Genomic DNA, 19,310 nt, shown 5'->3' with positions numbered 1-19,310 from the left:
CGGCCCGTCCCGACGTCGTCCTGACCGCGCCGTTCACCGTGAGGGCCGAACCATGAGCGCTCGCCGACCCGCCGCCCGCCTGGCCGACGTCTGGCCGCGGTTGCCCGGGCTCGCCGGGCCGGAGTGGCTGACCTTGCGCCCGCGGCTGCTCGCGGCGGTCGACGACGACGGGCCGGCCGGGCTGCCCGGGCTGCTCGCGGCCCATCCCGCGATCGCCGACCTGCTGGCCACCACGAACGCGTTCACCGACGCCGCCGAGTGGCAGCACCTGCACGGCCTTGATGGACGGTTCGAGCAGGTGATCGGCGCGGTCGTGTCGGCGCTGGACGGGCACGCGGACGAGCGGAAGGTCGTCGACACCGTGCTCGCCGCCGGCGTCGCCGCCGCGCTGGGGGAGGGCGCCGAGGTGTTCACCCGGGAGGAGTTGTTCGCCCCGCGGCCGAGCGCGTTCGGCGGGTCGGTCCCGCCCCTGCTCTCGTGGTCCGATCCGCTGCCGTGGCTGCGTGAGCTGCCCGACGACGTCGCGTGGGCCGCCGACGCGTGGCAGATCGCCGTCACCTGGCAGCCCGGCGTCCGGCTGGCGGTACGGCAGGACGAACGTGACGCCGAGCTCGTCGCGCTGCTCGCCTCCGGCACCGGCGTCGTATCCGTCGTGCACGAGGCCCAGGTGGCCGAGCCGAGGGAGATCCCCCGCTGGAGCTGGCCGCTGCGACTCACTGTGCCTGACGACCCGGTCGCCACGGAGACGGTTCGGGAGCTGCGGGCGGCGATCACGGACCGGGCCGAGCTGGTCACATCTACGACGGCGTCCGGCCGCTGGAACCGGACGTCGCTGTTGCTGCTCACCGGAGAGCCGTGGACACGACCGCTCATGAGCGAGGACCGGGAGCAGCCGGTCACCGGCGAGCAGGGGGAGCGACTCCTCACCGGCGAGCAACGGGGGCAGCCGCTTTTCGGTGATGACCAGGAGCGACTGCTCTCCGGTGAGGAGCGAGCGCGGCCGCTCGTCGGCGAGGTCAGCTCCCCTGTCCGCGCCACCGCCGTGGTCGCCCTGACCGGTGCTCCCTGGTCGCCGCAGGACCTGCGCGAGCTCGGCCGGCGGCACCGCGCCGCCGTCGCGGCGGCGCTCGACCCCGGGCCCCGGCCGCGGCAGTGGCTGGAGGCGTTGCTCGCGTTGCTGTCCCAGGACGCCCCGCTCGACGTCGCACTTCATCAGGCCGCCGGTGCCTGTGACGCCCCGGCGCCCCTCGTGGTGGCCGATCCCCGCTACCTCGACAGCACCCGCATCCGCCCCTTGCTGGCCGCCGCCCCGTACGAGACGCTTTCGCGGGACGACGCGTCCCGGGTCCGGCGCGCGCTCAGAGGCGGGCCCGGCGGCGATGCCGGCACCGTCGTCCACGGCACCGCCGCGGAGCTGCGGGCCGCTGCTCACCGCGGACGCCGGCTTTCCGCGCGCCACCTGCGTGCCGACGTCGTCGAGCACGATGGCGAGACGCCTGCCGAGAGGATCACCCCTGACAGCCCGTTCCACGTCAGGGTACGCATCGCGGCCGGTCAGGCCCGCCCCGACGAGCAGCCCTTCCCCTCCGACGCCCTGCCGCCGGGCCCGGTGCACCGCCTGACCGTCCTGGCCACGGACCTGGCGCCCCCGCCCGGCGGCGAGCGGGTCGTCCGGCACGCCGAGATCGATCTGCCCGCCGAGGGCTCCAGCGGCACCGCCGTGCTGACCTTCCAGGCGGGCCCGCCGGGCGCCGCCGTGGAGATCGCGATCATGGTGCTGCACAGGTCTCGGTTCCTGCAGACCGGCGTGCTGTCCGGCCGGGCAGGAGCGGCGGAGCCGCCCGAGTTCCGCGCCGACGCGGTGGTCCGCGCGAGCCTTGATGACCTCGACCTGGCCCGCGCGCACGATGCGGCGCTCTCCCACGGCACCGACAGCGCCGGGACCGAGACCGTCACGACCCAGGCGGGCGCGTACGTCCAGGTGCACGAACCGCTCAATCCCACCGAGACGGTGGAGACGCTCCTCAGCGGCCTCAGGCTGCTCGTCACCGACGCCTACCAGCCCGCCGGCTACCAGGATGAACGGTTCGCCGAGCTGCTGATCCGCCTTGCCCGCCTCGGCCGGCGGCTGCGCAAGAACCTGTTCCCCGAACGCGAATGGAACACCTCCGGCACCATCCAGGCGCTGCGCGCGGCCCGCAGCGTGTCGGTATTCTCGGCCAGGCCGGGCGCGTTCCTGCCGCTGGAGCTGGTCTACGACCGGCCGGTGGACTCCGGGCCCGGCCGCTCGCTGAGCCTGTGCCCCCATGCCCCCGCCCTGCTGGAGCGGCCCGGTTGCGCCGGCTGCCCGGAGCGGGAGCGGCCCGGCGTCGTGTGCCCGTTCGGCTTTTGGGGCGCCTCGAAGGTGATCGAACGGCACGTACGTTCCGACCTCGCCGACGCCCGCTACGCCGTCGGCATCAGTCCTGACGTCGACCGGCACGCGTGCGCGCTCGACCCGATCTGCGCGGCCGCCTCCGACCGGGCCGACCACAACGACGCCGCCGCCTGGAGCGCCGCCGCCGCCTCGCTCGAACGCGAGCTGCCCGGCGCCGTGCGCTTCGCGTCCTCATGGGAGAGCCTGGACGAGCTGGTACGCGATGCGCGGGCCGGCGGCGCGGCAACGGCGATGGTGCTGCTCGTGCCGCACTCCGAGGTGGACGGCGACGGCATCGGTGTGCTCAGCCTCGGAGACGAGGACAAGGTGGAGATCACCGACGGGCTGGAGTTCCTGTTCGCCGGTGACGGCGGCCCGGAACCGGTGGTCCTCGTCCTCGGCTGCACAACCGCGGGCGGGCCGACCCTCTTCTCCGACACCGCGGCCCTGCTGCTGCACGACGGCGCTCCGGGGGTCATCGCCACCCTGGTCCCCGTGCTGGGCCGGCACATCGTCCCGGTGGGTGTCCATCTCGTACGGGAGCTGCGCCTGGCGGCGGCCCGGCCAGGAGGGTCGTCGCTGGGCGAGGCCCTGCTGCGCGCCCGCAGACGGCTGCTGACGAGCGGCGACGCCTGCGTTCTGGCCCTAGCAGGCTTCGGCGACACCGACTGGGAGCTGAGGAGGCCGTCATGATCCGGGTGGAGGCCCTGCCGGCGGGTGAAGGCGATTGCCTGTGGGTGGAGTGGGACGACAGCGGGCGGCGCAGGCGCATGCTGATCGACGGTGGCACGCCGGCGGCACGGCAGGCGCTGACCGCCCGCTTCGCCCGCCAGCCGTCCGGCGAGCGCGATTTCGAGCTGGTGGTGTGCACCCACATCGACGACGACCACATCGGCGGGCTGCTCGACCTGCTGGACTCGCCCCCAGACGGCTTCACCACCCGTGACCTGTGGTTCAACGGTTACGACCAGCTGGTCCCGCCGGACCTGCTGGGCAAGCCCAGGGCCGAGCGGTTCGCCGCGCTGCTGGCCGCGACCGGGATCCCGTGGAACGCCGCAGCGGGGGGCCGCGCGATCGCCGTGCCGGCGAGTGACAGCCCGCCGCCGGTCTTCCGCCTGCCCGGGCTCACGCTGACCCTGCTGTCACCGACCTGGGAGCGGCTCGAACGGCTGCGTACGAACTGGGACAAATGGCGAGCGGAACAGCGGGCCCGGCAGGCACCCGAGCCGCCGGCCGACCTCCTGGGCAGCCGGGCCCGCATCCCCTGGCGGGAGCTCGCCCGCGACTACACGGCCGACACCAGCCCCGCCAATGGCGCCAGCATCGCCTTCTGCGCCGAGCACGCCGGCGGTGGCCGGGTGCTGTTCGGCGCCGACGCGCACGCCGAGGTGCTCGTCGAGTCGCTGCGCCGGCTGCGGCCCGGTGGCCGTCACCGGATCGACCTGTGCAAGGTGCCGCACCACGGCAGCGCCCACAACCTCAGCCCCGCCCTGCTCGCGGCGATCGAGTGCGACCAGTGGCTCATCGCCACCGACGGCTGGCGCCAAGTGCGGGGCAAGGAGGCCCGCTACCGGCCGGGTGAGGGCTGCCACCCCAGCCTGCCGACGATGGCCCGGCTCATCCTGGCCGCACCGCGCCCCACCTTCTGGTTCAACTACCGGGTGGCGAGCACCGAACGGTACGCCGACGCGTACCTCGCGCTCCAGCTGGGTTTCCGGGCCGAGCATCCTCCTCCCGGCAGCGCGGGGATCGCCGTCATGGTCGGCCCCGGCACGGTGACCAGGGCGGATCAGCCCAGGTGAACCAGGCCCGGCCAGACCACCACGTCGTGCTCGCCGGTCGCCTCGCGCTGCACGGCCGCCAACGCCGCCGCGGGATCCTCGCCCGCCGCCAGCCTCCGGTGATAGCGGCCCATGAAGGCGGCGGCCAGCTCGTCGTCGAGCGGCCACAGGGAGGCCACGACGGAACGGGCCCCGGCCGTCAGCAGCACCGTGCCGAGACCGATCACCTCGTCGGGCAGTTGGACGCCGCTCAGTCCCGTGTCGCACGCGCTCAGGACGAGGTGCGGCGAGCCGGGAAAACGCCGTTCGAGCAGCCGGGCCACCGTGACGCCTGCGCCGAGGCGGACGACGGAGTCGAGCGGCTGGTCGGGGTCCAGGTCGTAGTGGCAGATGAGATGTGCCAGATCCGCCGATCCCACCACGTCGATCCACCCGCCGTCTCCGCTAGCGGCGTCGTTTCCGCCGGTCGATCCGTCCGCGCCCGCGGTGCCGTCCCGCTCGGTGGCGGCGCCGCCGACGTGCGGCACCGTGCCCTGCGCGCGCAGGGCACGCCGGCCTGCCGGTACGGGCATACCGGGCATGTCGTCGTCGCCGGGCACCACGACCGGCCGTACGCCGGGATGGCACGCGGCCACCAGTTCGGCCTCCGCGAAGGCGTGCGGCAGGCGGCGGGAGCCGTGGCCCGGATCGCAGAGCAGCGCCACCCGCGGCGCCGCGGGCCACGGCTCTCGCGCGACCACCGCGCCGCTGCCCGGCAGAAGCCGTGGCACGGTACGCCACGACAACGGCCGTCCCCCTTCGGGCGCCGCCGTGGCCAGCGGCAGTGAGGCCAGCGGCAGTGAGGCCAGCCGTCCGATCGGCACGAGGCCGGCGGCCGGGAACCCGTCCAGCTCGGCCACGACCGGCTCCACAGCGCTCGTCCACACCCAGCCGAGCAGTTCGCGCACCGCGCCGGCCCACTCGTCCAGCACCGTCTCGCCCTCCTGGCGGGTGAAGACGGCACGCAGCGCGGCCAGCCGGTTCTCCACCTCCGTGGTGGTGAGCAACGGCAGGTCGGCCGGGACGACCCGCCCGTCCGGGCGTACGACGATCGCGAAGCCGCCCGCCAGCGTCGCCGCCCAGTACACCAGCGGCCCCGAGAGGGCCCGCGCGGCCGCGACGACGTCGTCGAACTCCACCCGCTCGGCCTGCCGGGCGGCGGCCCGCGCCAGCAGGGTCGCCGAGCCCTGTTCCAGACAGAGCACCGCGTCGTGCGGCGAGCCGGCCTGCAACGCGGACAGCGCCGCCGCCGCGGCCACCCCCTGCACGGGGAAGCGGGCCAACATCTGGTCGGCGGCCAGCGTGCGCCGCTCCGCCAGCGCGTCGGCGGCCCCCAGCGCCGCCCGGTAGCCGAGCGCGGCCCCCTCCCAGCTGCGCAGGGCGAAGGCAGCGTTCCCGAGCTGCTGACCGGCCTCGATGGTGACGAACGGCTCGTCGAGCAGGACGGCGTCGCGCCAGAGCCCCATGGCCGCGCGCAGGTCGGCCGCCCGCTCCTCGCCGAGCGTGATTCCCTCGGGGCCGGCGTGGTAGAGACCGGCGCGCTCGGCACGGCGGTACCCGAGCTGGTACGCCGCCCTGGCCCGCACGGCCGAGTCCGCTGGCGACGTGTGCCAGGCCTGCTCCAGCAGCTCGATCAGCGGCCCGAGCGCGACCTCGGCGCCGGTGGCCTCCGCCCGCGATCCGACCAGGTCGGCCTTGTTGAGCAGCGCCGCGGCCCGCTCCGACGAGGACGCGGGCGTCAGCTCGATCTCCTCCTCGACGCAGGCGATGGCCTCGTCGAAGTCCGCGGCCCGGCCGGACGCCAAGGCCTTGTCGCCGAGCAGCACCGCCAGGGTGTGCAGCGCCGTCGCCCGCTCCACGGCGCGGCGGGCGCGGGCGCGCACCCATCGCATCGTACGGATGCCGTCGTGCAGATCCTTGACCTGCCGGTACGACTCGTAACGGCGATGCAGGGCGTTGGCCAGGTTGGTCCGTACGCCCAGCTCCATGCTCAGCGGCAGCCGGTGCGCCAGGGCCTGGCGGGCCAGGTCGATCGCCCGGTCGACGTCCGCCCGGACGCCGTCCAGCGTGAACCGCTCGGTGAGCAGCAGGCAGATCTGGTTGACCAGGACGGCCTCGTCCTGCGCGTCCAGGGCCTGCGTGGCCAGGGCCTCCTCGGTCAGCTCGATCGCCTCGCCGAGCAGGGCCCGCTCGTGGTGGGCGAGATAGCGGCAGTACGCCACGGAGGAGGCGGTGCTCACCCAGGCCGCCCGCGCGTCCGGATGCGCGTCGAGCAGCGCGGTGATCGTCGCCTGCGCCTCCTCCAGCAGGCCCGCGTCGCCCTCATGCTGGTAGCGGTCGCGCAGGATGCGGACGAGCAGTTCCCGCCAGTGCGGCGAGGGGTGCGCGAGCGCCGCCCTGATGTGCCGCTCCGCCCGTACCAGATCCTCTCCGTCGCCGCTCTCCTCGTGGTAGCGCCGCGTCAGCGCGGCGGCGAGCGAGGCTTGCGCCCGCGCGGCGACGAGCGGATCGGGCGAGCGGGCGGCCGCCGCGAACGCCTCGACGGCCAGCCGGAGGTCGCCGGGTTCGCGGCGCAGGTCGTAGCGGTGCAGGTGGACGTTGCCCAGGGCGCCGTGGACGACGGCCCGCTCCTCCGGGGTGGCGGCCTGGCCGAGCGCCGTGTCCAGCGTCTGCCCGGCCTCGTCGAGATCGGGCACGGAACCGGTGCGCTCCGCCGAGACCAGCAGCGCGCCGGCCAGGTTGACCCGGGCCGCGCAGCCCCAGGCCGAGTCCGTACGCGCCGCCTCCGCGCGTCTCAGGCGGACCGCCTCGGCCAGGTCCGCGTCGTCGCCCAGCCGGGCGAACCGGGCGAGCAGCACACAGGATGCGAAGTCGGACACCAGCGCCCGGTCATCCGCGTCGAGGGCCAGGCCCAGCAGGAGGGCCGCCACGGGCAGGCTCTCCTCGCACAGCAGCGTGTGCTCCTCCTCGGGCAGCTCCCAGGCCTCCGCGTGCAGCAGCTCCACGAGCCCCAGGGCGGCGGGGACCCAGGCGCTCGCCGCCGGATCGGCGGCGAGCAGGCGGCGGACGTCGGCGACCGACGGTGTCGTCATACGCACTCCTCAGCTCACTCCCGGCCGGGCGCCCCGAGCTTCATGATGCCGTACGTCATGGCGACGCGCCGAAGCCTGGCCCGGCCGGTCGTCGCCTCACAGGCGCGCCGTGAACGTGTGGGTGCCCGCCCCCACCTCCCGCGGCTCCGCGCCCGGCAGCTCCACCAGCGCCGACGTGCCGGGCGGCACGGTGGCCTCGACGGTCAGCGTGCCGCCGTCCGTGGTCCAGGAGACCGCGGCCGGCCCGTACGGCGTGTCGAGCCGGGCCGAGGCGTGCGTCAGCCCGCCGCCGGGACGGGGCGCGATGCGCAGCCGCCGGTAGCCGGGCTCGGCCGGGGCCAGGCCGGCCACCGTGCGGTGCAGGAAGTCGGCCACGGCCCCTAGGGCGTAGTGGTTGAAGGAGGTCATCTCGCCCGGGTTGATCCGGCCGTCGGGCAGCATGCTGTCCCAGCGCTCCCAGACGGTGGTCGCGCCCATCGTCACCGGATACAGCCACGACGGGCACTCGCGCTGCGTGAGCAGGGCGTACGCGGTGTCGTACGCGCCGACCGAGCACAGGGCGTCGCAGACGAGCGGGGTGCCGACGAAACCGGTGCCGATGCGGTGGTCGTCGGCGGCGACCAGCTCGACCAGCCGACGCCCGGCCCGTTCCCGCTGCTCGGGCCCGTCGAGCAGGTCCAGGTGCAGGGCGAGGGCGTAGGCGGTCTGGGTGTCGCAGGCCAGCCGGCCCGACGGGGTGACGAACTCGCGGCGGAAGGCCGCCCGCACCTCGCCCGCGAGTGCCGCGTAGCGGGCGGCGTCGCCGGAGTGGCCGAGCAGCGCCGCCGCGTCGGCGAGGACGCGGGCCGACCAGGCGTGACAGGCGGTGGCGACGAGGGCGTGATCGGTACGCGCCCGGCCTGGGTGCTCAGGGGGAGCGGCGGGGTCGAGCCAGTCGCCGAACTGGAAGCCCTCGTCCCACAGATGGTCGTGGGTGAGGGCGGCGACCTGGTCCACCCACGCGGTCATGCTCGCGTACTGGGCGGCCAGCACGCCCAGGTCGCCGGTGCGCTCGTAGAGCACCCACGGGACGAGCACGGCCGCGTCACCCCAGGCGGCGGTGGGCGTGGGGGCGGACTTCAGCTCGACCCACGGCACGTAGGGCGGCACGGTGCCCGCCTGCGCCTGGTCGGCCGCCAGGTCGGCGAGCCACGACGTCAGCGGCCCCGCGCAGGCGTACAGGAACGCGGCGGTGGGGGCGAAGACCTGGATGTCGCCGGTCCAGCCGAGCCGCTCGTCGCGTTGCGGGCAGTCGGTGGGCAGGCCGACGTAGTTGCCGCGCATGCTCCACCGCACGTTGTCGTGCAGCCGGTTGAGCAGCGGGTCGGAACAGGTGAAGTCGCCGGCCGCGCGCATGTCGGTGTGGCAGACGACGGCCTCGATGGCGGCCTCGACGGCGGCCTCGACGGCGGCGGGATCCAGCTCGCCCGGCCAGTCGTCGATCTGGGCGTAGCGGAAGCCGTGCGTGGTGAAGCGCGGCTCGTAGGTCTCCGGGCCGGCGTCGCCGCGCAGCGTGTACCGGTCGAGGGCGGCGGCGCCGCGCAGCGGCCGCACCCCGAGCGCGCCGTCCTCCAGGACCTCGGCGTGGCGCAGCGTGATCGTGTGCCCGGCCGGTCCCTGGACGCGGACGCGCAGGCGGCCGGCGATGTTCTGGCCGAAGTCGAGGATCGTCTCGCCTGACGGGCCGGTCAGGATCGCGGCCGGGCGCAGCGTCTCCGTCCTGCGGATGGGCGGGCCGGTGGGGGCGGCGAGCAGGGCGGCGTCGTGGGGGAGCGGGTCGGCGGGCAGCCAGGAGGAGTCGTCGAAGCCGGGCTCCGACCAGCCGGCCGGGAGCAGGCGGGCGTCGTGGTGCTCGCCGTCGTACAGGCTCGCCGCGGTGACGGGGCCGCTCGCGCAGCGCCAGGAGCCGTCGGTGGTCACCACGTCGGTGCCGCCACCGGCGTAGGTGATCTCCAGCTGGGCGATGAGCGCCGTGCGGTCGCCGTAGACGCCGGTCCTGCCGCCGGCGAAGCCGATGCGGCCGCGATACCAGCCGTCGGCCAGGGTGGCGCCGAGCGCGTTGCCGCCCTCGCGCAGCAGGCCGGTCACGTCGTGGGTGCGGTAGAGCAGCCGGTGGCCGTAGCTGCTCCAGCCGGGCGCGAGCACGTCGTCGCCGACCACGCGGCCGTTGAGCTCGATCTCGTACGTGCCGTGCGCGCTCACGTACAGGCGGGCCCGCTCGACCGGGGCGCGGGCGGTGAACTCGCGGCGCAGCAGCGGCGCGGGCCCGTCGGGCGCGTCCAGCAGTTCCAGCGGCGGCGCGGCCGCGTCCGCCCGCCAGTCGGCCGGGTCCAGCAGGCCGGCCTCGGCGTAGGACCAGTCGCTCCACGCGCCGGCCGAGCCGTCGGCGCCGTGCACGCGCACCCGCGCGCCGCGCCGCTCGCGCGACCGCAGCGGCGTGCCCGGCCAGGGCACGAGCACCGAGTCCCGTGACTCGACCCGGCCGGTGGCGGTGCCGTCGCTCAGCTCGATCTCGTACGCCGCCTGCTGCCACCCGGGCAGGTCGGTGGTCACGGTCCAGGACAGACGGGGCGAGGCTTCGCCGATGCCGAGAAGGTCGTCGTGGTGTTCGAAGGCAGGCGTGCTGACGTGTAGCAAGGCGCTCCTTAGCCCTTGACGGCGCCGGCGGTCATACCGGCGACGATCTTGCGGTTGAAGAAGATGAACAGCAGCAGCGGCGGGATCGTGATGAGCACGATGTCCATGAACAGCAGGTTCCACTGGGTGTTGTACTGGCTCTGGAAGTTGTAGAGGGTGACCTGCACGGTGGCGTTCTCGTCGCCGGGCAGCAGGTAGAGCGGGTTGACGAAGTCGTTGAAGATGTTCACCGAGCTGACCAGGATGACGGTGATGGTGACCGGCCGCAGCAGCGGGAAGATGACGCGGAAGAACAGCCGGAAGCCGCCGCAGCCGTCGATCTGCGCGGCCTCGTCCAGCTCGCGCGGGATCGCCGCGATGAACGCCCGGAACAGCAGCATCGCGAACGACAGGTGGAAGGACACCTCGGCCAGGATCATCCCCGGCAGGGTCTTGAACAGGCCGAGCGCCTGCAGCAGCCAGATGGTCGGCACGACCGCCGGCGGGATGATCAGCCCCGACAGCACGAGGAAGCCGGCCAGCCTGGACACCCGGCCGGGACGGCGCTGCAGCACGAACGCGGCCATCGACGCGAAGACGACCAGCAGCGCCACGGAGGCGACCGTGATGACGGTGCTGTTGACGTAGGCGCGCAGCAGCACGTAGTCGCGCGCCTCGACCACGGCGACGAAGTTCGCCACGATCGGCCAGTTGGTCGGCCAGGCGAAGTCGAGGTCGGTGGCCTGCGTCTGGTCCTTGACCGCCGTCAGCAGCATGAACGCGAACGGAACCAGGAAGATCACGGTGGCCAGCACCAGCGTGACCGATTCCGCGCCGAGCCTGCGCACAGCCCTCATACGGCGACCTGCCTCTTGCCGAGGAAATGGTTGAGCGGCACGGCGATGACCGTGACGATGAGGAAGAGCAGCACGTTGCCCGCGGTCGACAGGCCGAAGAAACCGGCCTGATACTGCTTGTAGATGATCGAGGCGATGGTGTCGCTGGTGAAGCCGGGCCCGCCGCGGGTCATCGTCCAGATGAGGTCGAACGAGCGCAGCCCGCCGATGAACGACAGGATGATCACCGAGTACGTCGCCGGCCAGCTCAGCGGCAGCGTGATGTGCCGGAACCGGTGCCAGGCGCCGCCCCCGTCCACGGCCACGGCCTGGTAGTACTCCGTCGGGATCGACATGATGCCGGCGATGTAGATGACGGTGGCCAGCCCCACGCCCTTCCACACGTCCACCAGCGCCACCGACAACAGCGCCGTGGCGGCGTCGCCGAGCCAGTCGCGCCCGTCCACCCCCACCACCGCCAGCGCCTCGTTCACCAGGCCCGTGTCCGGCTTGAGGAGCATGCTGAAGGTGATGCCGACGGCGACCGTGGAGACCAGCGTCGGGAAGAACACCACCGAGCGCAGGAAGCCGCGCAGCCGCAGCCGCGAGGTGAGCAGCACGCCCAGCAGCAGCCCGAGCACGACCTTGAGCCCGCTGGTGAGCAGCGCGTAGAACAGGGTGTTGCCGAAGCCGATGCTGAGGTTCTGCTCGGCCAGGAAGTCGCGGAAGTTGTCCAGGCCGACGAACGTGCTGTCGAACAGCGTCCACCGGGTGAGCGCGAAGTAGAAGGCCATGGCCGTCGGCACCAGGAAGATGACCCCGAAGACGACGGCGGCGGGCAGGTACAGCGCGTACGGGTAGGCCGCGTCGCGCCGGCGGCGGGAGGCACGGCCGGGGCCGGGGGCCGGGCCGGGCCCCGTGCGGGGCCCGGCGTGCTGCCTGGTCACCACCCCGCGAGACCCAGCTGCTTGGCCTGCTTGTCCACGTCCTTGTCGTACTGGGCGGCCCCCTCGGCGGGCGGCGTCAGGCCGGAGCCGACCGCGACCGTGATCTGCTCCAGCGACGGGCCCTTGACCGGGGAGACGAACTCCAGCGCCGGGGCCGTGGCGCCCTCGTCGACGTAGGCCTGCAGGTCCTTCGCGGCCTGGATGGCGTCCTCGGGCAGCTCGGCGCCCTTGATCCGGTACGGCCCCGTCGGCGGGACGGCCGCGGTGACCGCCTCGGCGGCCGGCGGCGAGGCGACGAACGCCAGGAACTTCTTGGCCGCCGCCACGTTCTCGCTCGTCTTGGCGATGTAGACGGCGGCCGGCTCCCAGACGGTGGCGCCGTTGCGTGACGCGTCGGGGCCCGGGATGCCGAAGAAGCCGACGTCCGTGGCCGCCTGCGGCAGCGTGGCGATCACCGGCGGCAGGGCGGAGCTGAGCATCGCGTAGTGGGCGCCCTTGCCCTCGGCCAGCATCTTGACGCCCTGGTCGTTGGTCGCCGAGCCGAAGCCCTCGTTCAGGTAGCCCTTGGCGTGCACCTCGGCCAGGTGCTCGAACCCGGCCCGGGCGGCCGGGGTGCCGGCGAACTTGACCTTGTTGGCGGTGTAGTCGCGGGCGAAGGCCGGCACCGCCGCCCGCACGTTGAAGAAGTCGCCGAGCACGAACAGCTGCGAGGTCCAGCTGTCCTTGAACGTGCCGATCACGGGGGTGATCCCGGCCGCCTTGATCGTGTCGTTGTTGGCCATGAACTCGGCCCAGGTTTTGGGGATCTTCAGCTTCAGGCGTTCGTAGATCTTGCGGTTGTAGAGGATGCCGCCGCCGGTCAGCGTGCCGGCGGGCACGCCGTACGCCTTGCCGTCCTGGCTCACCACCGGCAGGTAGTCCTGCTGCACGCCGGCCAGCACCGGGTCGCCGGTGAGGTCGACCATGGTCTGCGCGGGGTTGAGCGCCTGGAGCAGCGAGCCCGAGTTGTACCAGAACACATCCGACATGTCGCCCGTCGACAGGCGGGTCTTGACGATGTTGTCGCCCTCGCTGCCTCCCGGCCGCGTCTCCGTCTCGATCTTGATCGTGGGATTGGCCCGCATGAAGGCGTCCGTGAGCGCCTTGGCGGTGGCGGTGGTGCCCATGCTGTTGTCGACGAGGAACTTCAGCGTGACCGAGCCGTCGGCGGCCGGCCCCGAACCGGCGCCCGAGCCGGAGCCGCACGAGGTCAGGGCCGCCGTCGTGAGAACGGCCAGGGCCGCTCCCGCCATGCGGTGCGAGGTCTTCACAACGCCCCTCCGGGTTCGTTGAAACGTTTTAACCGTCCCCCGATGGGAGTTAACGTAAGCGTTACCTGGCAGGGCGTCAAGACTCAGATGGGGAACGGTCCCCGATCGACATCCTTGTCATCCCGGCTTTGTGGACGGCTTTCCTCGGCTGGATGGGTAACGTTACCCACGCCTGATGGCCGTGCTGCGAGGCTCGTACAATCGAGCGGCGTCCGGTCGAACGAGAGGCGGCACATGGCCATACGGCAGCGCAGGGTGACGATCACCGATGTGGCCAGGCACGCCCAGGTGTCCACCACGGCGGTGTCGAAGGTGCTGCGCGACGCCTACGGCGTCAGCGAGGCGATGCGCGTCAAGGTACGGGCCGCCATCGACGATCTCGGCTACCGCCCGCACAACGCGGCCCGCGCCATGCGCGGGCGCACCTTCACCATCGGCGTGCTGCTGCCGCACATCAGGAACCCGTTCTTCGCCGACATCATCGACGGCCTGACGGACGAGATCTCCGCCGGCGGCTACCAGGCCATCATGGTGCAGAGCGGCGGCCGCGACCCCGCCGCCGAGCGGCGCGCGAGCGACGCGCTGGTGGACCGGCAGGTGGACGGCGTCTTCTGGGTCGCCCCCGCCTGCGCCAGGGCCCAGCTCGAACGACTGGCCGAGGACACCCCGCTCGTGGTGCTCGGCCGGCACGACCGCTCCTCCCGCTACGACTGCGTCCTCGACGACGACGAGGTCGGGGCCGAGCTGGCGGTCGAGCACCTCATCGGGCTCGGCCACCGCCGCATCGCGCACATCGCCGACTCCCTCGTGAGCCGCTCGACCGCCCTGCTGCAGACCATCAGGGCCGCCACGTACGAACGGGTGATGACCGAGCACGGCCTGGCCGGGCACATCGCCGTGGCCCGCACCTCCTACACCGAGGAGGGCGGCTACGCGGGCACCCGCGAACTGCTGTCCCGCGACCCGCGCCCCACCGCCATCTTCGCCGGCTCCGACCAGGCCGCCTTCGGCGCCCTCGCGGCCGTGCACGAGGCCGGCCTGACCGTGCCCGGCGACATCTCCGTGGCCGGATACGACAACGCCCGCGTGACCGGGCTCGCGCACATCGCGCTGACCAGCGTCGACCAGGACGGCGCGCTCATGGGCCGGACGGCGGGCCGGCTGCTGCTCGAACGCATCGGCGGGCGCACCGCCGCGGTGCGTTTCTCGGTCACCCCCACCCTCGTCACCCGCCGTTCCACGGCGCCCCCGGGGCCGGGATGATCACGTGGCCCCCGGGGGCGCACGCCGGACAAAGGGCCATATTCCTGCAAGTCCGTCGCCAAGATGTGGCAACGGCGGGTCTCGTCCCGGACACCGCTCCCTACGATTGAACCCATGACAGCTCCAACGGGTACGGCAGCGCAGGACGGATCGAGGTAGAGCGTGCGGAGCCGCGCTGACGAGCGGATCCGGCCGTACACGGCGGGGCTGGACGAGGCCTTGGCCCGGGTCGTCCGCGACACCACGGCGCACATCGGCGCTATCTACCTGCTCGGCCCGCGCGGCGACGCGACGGACGACGGGGAGCAGATCCTGCTGATGGAGGCGGAGATCGGCATGCCCGGCCAGATCGTCAAGCCGTGGACCAGGATCAGGACGAACGCGAGCGCGCCGGTGGCCGCGGCGGTCCGCCGGCGCCGGCTGATCTGGGTGCCCGACCGCCAGGAGATGGCCGCCAGGTTCCCCGGGGCGGCGCTGGCGCTGCCGTACCGGTTCGCGTGCGTCGCCGTTCCCCTGTGGGACGGGTCCCGGCTGTGGGGGGCGCTGGTCCTGCTCTGGCCGGCCTCGCGGCCGGCCGAGCTGACCGCCGTCGAGCGGAAGACCGTCGAGGCCGCCGCGCACAACATGGCCACCCTGCTGGCGCAGGCGGCCGACAGCGGGCACGCGCTGGAGCCCGCCGGCGAGCCGCGCGTGCTGCCGCAGGGGCGGGCCCTGATGCCGGAGCCGCACGCCGCCATGGCCGGCTACCTCGACCGGCTCAGGGGCGCCTGCGTCGCGCTCAACCTCGACGGCGTCATCACCTTCGCCGACGCGACCGCGGCCGCCCTGCTCGGCGCCGACGTGGCCGACCTGCGCGGGAAACCGCTGTGGGAGGTGGCCGCGTGGCTGAAGGACCCGGTCTTCGAGGACCGCTGCCGGGCCGCGGTGGTCAGCCAGGAGCTCACCTGGTGCACCGCCCGCCATCCCGACGGCCGCGAGCTGCGGTTCTGGCTCTATCCCGACCCGTCGGGCATCAGCCTGCGCATCACTCCCGCCGCGCAGGACGACCCGGCCAACGCCTACCCGCGCGATCCCTCCGCCGGCGCGGCGGGCATGCACCGGGTGGACGTCTACTACAACTTCCTGCACATGGTGGCGGGCCTGACCAGAGCCCTGAACGTCCGGGAGGCGGTCGACCTGATCGCCGACCACGTCATGCCGGTGTTCCGGGCCGCGGCCATGGCGATCGTGATCGCCGAGGGCGGCCGGATGCGGATCGTCGGCTCCCACGGCTACCCGGCCGACGTGCTCGACAGGTTCGACGGGCTGCCCCTGAACGCGCCCACGCCCGTGGCGCAGGTCCTGCGCACCGGCGAGCCGGTGTTCGCGGGCAGCTGGAGCGAGCTCGGCGAGCTCTATCCCGAGCTGACCCGCGACGATCCGATGCAGGCGTGGGCGCTCCTGCCGCTGGCCGTCTCCGACGACATCTTCGGCACCTGCGTGCTCGCCTTCGACCAGCCCCACCCCTTCACCGCCGAGCAGCGCGCCACGCTCACCGCCCTGGCCGGGATGATGGGCCCGGCGCTCGACCGCGCCCTCGTCTACGACACCAAGGACCGGCTCTCCCACACCCTGCAGACCTCCCTGCTGCCCGGCAGCCTGCCCGAGATCGCCGGGCTGGAGGTGGCCGCCCGCTACGTGCCGGCCACGCGGGGCGTCGGCGTCGGCGGCGACTTCTACGACCTCATCAAACTCGACGACACCACCGTCGCGGCCGTCATCGCGGACGTCCAGGGACACAACATGACCGCCGCCGCGCTCATGGGCCAGGTCCGCACGGCCATCCACGCCCACGCCGCGACCGGCGCCGGCCCCGGCGACGTGCTCATGCACACCAACCGCCTGCTCATCGACCTGCGCGCCGACCTGTTCACCAGCTGCCTGCTCGTCTACATCAACCTGCGGCTGCGCACGCTCTGCGCGGCCAACGCCGGGCACCTCCCGCCGCTGCTGCGCCCGCCGAGCATGCCCGCCGAGGTCATCGACGTGCCACCAGGCGTCCTGCTCGGCATCGACTTCGACGCCGACTATCCCACCGTGCAGACGCCGTTCCCGCCCGGCGCCGTGCTGGCCCTCTACACCGACGGCCTGGTCGAGTCGCCGGGGACCGACCTCGACGAGGCCATCGGCGGGCTCGCCGCGCACCTCACCCGCGCCTGCGACGAGCCCCTCGAACACCTCACCGACAGCCTGCTCGACCACGCGCCCCACACCAGGCACCGCGCCGACGACATCGCGCTCCTGCTGCTCCAGCACCGCGCGGCGTGCGGCTGACCGCCGCAAAACGTGCACGAAACGCAATGATGCGCGCTATGTATGTTCGGTACGCTTGCGCCTTCGCCGGACGGGCCGCCCGGAAGCGGCTCGCCCCCCGGCACCACGCCTCACAATCTATCGCACGATCAGCTAAGCCTCGTGTGTGTGTTCTATACGGCGGTCCGCCTGGCGGCGAATCGCCTTCCCCTGCCCTGCCCTAGCCGGCGTCGCGGGAGGGCCGGCGATGAGTTTCCGCCGCCGCGGACGTCGGTACGGGTGACACATCGGCCCAGCACACGGATGAGGACCTGAAAGTGGATCTCTTCGCCGGTATCCCCGTGACCGACTACGCGGCGGCGCAGCCCTGGTACGAGCGGTTCTTCGGGCGGCCGCCGTCGTTCCTGCCCAACGACATCGAGGCGGTGTGGGAGACGGCCGAGCACCGCTACGTCTACATCGTCCAGGACCCGCGGCGGGCGGGGAACGCCCTGGTGCTGCTGTACGTAGGCGACCTGGACGAGCGGGTCGCCGAGATCGCGGGGCGGGGGATCGGGCCCGCGGAGCGGGAGACGTTCGACGGGGGCGCGACCAAGGTGATCTACCGCGACCCCGACGGCAACGAGATCAGCCTGGGCGGCGGCCCTGCCTGACCCGTCGGGTCCGGCGGCGCTACGACGCGGCCAGTCCCGCGGCGCTCCGCCGCGGCCGGCTCGGCGAGGTCAGGGGTTCGGCCCGGCCGGGTGGCGGGGCGCGGTCAGCGGCAGCAGGACGTCGTCGACGACGGCGACGACGTCCTCCTCGCTCACGTGCCCCTTCTGCATCGTCTCGGTCAGGATCAGGCGCGGCCCGACGGACGCGATCAGCGGCGTCACCGCCGCCGGGTCCGCCTCGCCGCGCTCGGCGGCGGCGCGCAGCCGTCCGATGAGGATGTCCTGGTGGGGGACGATGACCAGGGTACGGACGGCGTCGTGCAGCTGCGGCGGGCGGCCCCGGTCGGTCAGCAGCGGGATGATGGCCCGGCCGCGCGGCTCGTCGAGCACCCGGGCCAGGCCGCCCAGCAGGGCGAGCAGGTCGCCGCGCAGAGTGCCGGTGTCGGGCACGGGGCTGTCGGCGAACCCCTCGACCGGATCGTTCATGGCGTCCAGCAGCAGCTCGGCGGGGCCCGGCCAGCGGCGGTAGAGCACCGACTTGCCGGTCCCCGCGCGGGGGGCGAGCTTGTCGAAGGCGAGCGCGTCGTACCCGTGCCGGGCCAGCTCCTCGAACGCGGCCCGGTAGATCGCCCTGGTCAGCGCCTCACCCCGCCTGCGGGTGGACCTGCCCGCCGAATCGGCGGCGGGGCGAGGTGGGGAGTCGGCGGAGTCGGCGGGATGCGGCAGCACGTCTCCGGTTATAGCCGACCCGGGCACGCGGCCGCGTTGGACATGCCAGCTCCACGGGGGCTAGCCTCACTCCATTAGAGGACAAATCTGTCCCTTATATGGAGGAGGGCTCCATCATGAACGCATTCGCCCTGGTCAACGCGCGGGTCTTCGACGGGTGGCGGCTGACGGAGCCGACCACCGTCGTCGTCGAGAACGGGCTCATCGCCTCCGGGGCGGCGCGCGGCGAGCGGATCGACGCCCGTGGGGCCGTCCTGCTGCCCGGGCTGATCGACGGCCACGTCCACGTCCGCGACGCCCGCAGCCGGGACGCGCTGGCCCGCCACGGGGTGACCACCGGCCTGGACATGGCCTCCTGGCCGCCGGAGCTGATCCCCTCGCTGCGCGGCGCCACGGGCACCGCCGATCTGCGCAGCGCCGGCCTGCCCGCCATCGGGCCCGATGGGTTGCACGCCCGCATGCTGGTCAAGGACCCCGAGGCCGTGGTCACCGACGCCCGCCAGGCCGAGGGCTGGGTCGCGGACCGGATCGCGGAGGGCGCGGACTACGTGAAGATCGTCATGGAGGAGCCCGGCGGAGGCGGCCCGGAGGCCGACGTGGCCAAGGCGATCGTGGACGCCGCCCACGCCCGAGGCCGGCGGGTGGTCGCGCACGCGGCCTCGGCCGGGGCGTACACGATGGCTCTCGACTCCGGCGCCGACGTCATCACCCACTGCCCGATCGGCGCCCCCGCCGACCCCGCCGACGTGACCCGCATGCGCACCGAGGAACGCGTGGCCGTCCCCACCCTGGTCATGATGAAGGCCGTGGCACGCTTCATCGGTGCCGGCGGTGCCGGCGGTGCGGGTGCTGCTCGCGGTGTCGGCGCCGCTGGTGGTGCTTCTGACGGCTTCGCCGGGAGTATGGCGACCGTGGCCGCTCTGCACGCGGCCGGGGTGCCCGTTCTGGCCGGGACCGACGCCAACGCGGAACCCGGCGCCCCCTTCCAGGTCGAGCACGGCGTGAGCCTGCACCAGGAGCTGCGACTGCTGGTCGAGGCCGGGCTGAGTCCCGCCGAGGCGTTGCGCGCGGCGACGTCCCTGCCCGCCCGGCACTTCTCCCTCGCCGACCGGGGCAGCGTCGAGCCCGGCCGCCGCGCCGACCTCCTCCTCGTCGACGGCGACCCGCTGGCCGACATCGCCGCGACCGGGTACGTCCTGCGCGTGTGGTGCGCCGGCGTCGAACACCTCCCCGCCTGAGCCGCCACCCGCCCCCGACCCGGTCACGGGGCCTCCCGGGACCTCCCGGGGCACGGAGT

At 73.6% G+C, this 19,310-nt stretch carries 12 protein-coding genes; 6 read left to right on the top strand and 6 right to left on the bottom strand.

What is annotated here, in order from left to right:
- Nucleotides 1–52 precede the first annotated feature (52 nt).
- Nucleotides 53–3,109 carry a hypothetical protein gene (locus tag OIE67_RS23185; RefSeq protein ID WP_326643667.1) on the top strand — a complete coding sequence of 1,019 codons (3,057 nt, stop codon included), beginning with the start codon at nt 53–55 and terminating at the stop codon, nt 3,107–3,109.
- Nucleotides 3,106–4,218: a ComEC/Rec2 family competence protein gene (locus OIE67_RS23180; RefSeq protein ID WP_326643665.1), complete on the top strand. Its 1,113-nt coding sequence runs from the start codon at nt 3,106–3,108 to the stop codon at nt 4,216–4,218. Before OIE67_RS23185 ends, OIE67_RS23180 begins: the two co-directional genes overlap by 4 nt.
- On the opposite strand, the gene OIE67_RS23175 is transcribed toward OIE67_RS23180, so the two are convergent.
- The 5 genes from OIE67_RS23175 to OIE67_RS23155 all read right to left on the bottom strand — a co-directional run bounded on the left by OIE67_RS23175 (nt 4,206) and on the right by OIE67_RS23155 (nt 13,076).
- Nucleotides 4,206–7,328 carry a CHAT domain-containing protein gene (locus tag OIE67_RS23175; RefSeq protein WP_326643663.1) on the bottom strand — a complete coding sequence of 1,041 codons (3,123 nt, stop codon included), beginning with the start codon at nt 7,326–7,328 and terminating at the stop codon, nt 4,206–4,208. The two genes, OIE67_RS23180 and OIE67_RS23175, sit on opposite strands and share 13 nt — an antisense overlap.
- Nucleotides 7,329–7,424: 96 nt before the next feature.
- Entirely contained in the window at nt 7,425–10,004 is a 2,580-nt protein-coding gene (locus OIE67_RS23170; protein ID WP_326643660.1) for a glycoside hydrolase family 78 protein, read from the bottom strand.
- Between the two features lie 8 nt (nt 10,005–10,012).
- Nucleotides 10,013–10,840, bottom strand: coding sequence for a carbohydrate ABC transporter permease (locus OIE67_RS23165; protein ID WP_326643658.1), 828 nt, complete (start codon nt 10,838–10,840; stop codon nt 10,013–10,015).
- On the bottom strand, nt 10,837–11,766 hold the full coding sequence (locus OIE67_RS23160) for a carbohydrate ABC transporter permease (RefSeq protein ID WP_326643656.1): 930 nt from the start codon (nt 11,764–11,766) through the stop codon (nt 10,837–10,839). The genes OIE67_RS23165 and OIE67_RS23160 overlap by 4 nt, the downstream gene beginning before the upstream one ends.
- Nucleotides 11,763–13,076 carry an ABC transporter substrate-binding protein gene (locus OIE67_RS23155; protein ID WP_326643654.1) on the bottom strand — a complete coding sequence of 438 codons (1,314 nt, stop codon included), beginning with the start codon at nt 13,074–13,076 and terminating at the stop codon, nt 11,763–11,765. The genes OIE67_RS23160 and OIE67_RS23155 overlap by 4 nt, the downstream gene beginning before the upstream one ends.
- A 234-nt stretch (nt 13,077–13,310) precedes the next feature.
- Here OIE67_RS23155 and OIE67_RS23150 point away from each other — a divergent pair, with 234 nt between their 5' ends.
- From OIE67_RS23150 to OIE67_RS23140, 3 genes are all read left to right on the top strand, one after another.
- Entirely contained in the window at nt 13,311–14,339 is a 1,029-nt protein-coding gene (locus OIE67_RS23150; RefSeq protein WP_326643652.1) for a LacI family DNA-binding transcriptional regulator, read from the top strand.
- Between the two features lie 162 nt (nt 14,340–14,501).
- The gene (locus OIE67_RS23145; RefSeq protein WP_326643650.1) at nt 14,502–16,652 is read left to right on the top strand and encodes a SpoIIE family protein phosphatase; all 2,151 of its coding nucleotides are present in this window, start codon (nt 14,502–14,504) and stop codon (nt 16,650–16,652) included.
- A gap of 296 nt (nt 16,653–16,948) precedes the next feature.
- On the top strand, nt 16,949–17,284 hold the full coding sequence (locus OIE67_RS23140) for a VOC family protein (protein WP_326643648.1): 336 nt from the start codon (nt 16,949–16,951) through the stop codon (nt 17,282–17,284).
- 69 nt (nt 17,285–17,353) lie between these two features.
- Here the strand turns inward: OIE67_RS23140 and OIE67_RS23135 are convergent, their stop codons facing one another.
- Nucleotides 17,354–18,013, bottom strand: coding sequence for a TetR/AcrR family transcriptional regulator (locus OIE67_RS23135; protein WP_326643646.1), 660 nt, complete (start codon nt 18,011–18,013; stop codon nt 17,354–17,356).
- A 116-nt stretch (nt 18,014–18,129) separates the two neighbouring features.
- Here OIE67_RS23135 and OIE67_RS23130 point away from each other — a divergent pair, with 116 nt between their 5' ends.
- Complete coding sequence (locus tag OIE67_RS23130) at nt 18,130–19,251, top strand: amidohydrolase family protein (RefSeq protein ID WP_326643644.1); 1,122 nt, start codon at nt 18,130–18,132, stop codon at nt 19,249–19,251.
- Nucleotides 19,252–19,310 lie beyond the last annotated feature (59 nt).

Origin of the sequence: Nonomuraea fuscirosea (assembly GCF_035917475.1) — a bacterium.
GTDB lineage: Bacteria > Actinomycetota > Actinomycetes > Streptosporangiales > Streptosporangiaceae > Nonomuraea > Nonomuraea fuscirosea.
This window is presented reverse-complemented; position numbering and strand designations above follow the sequence as displayed.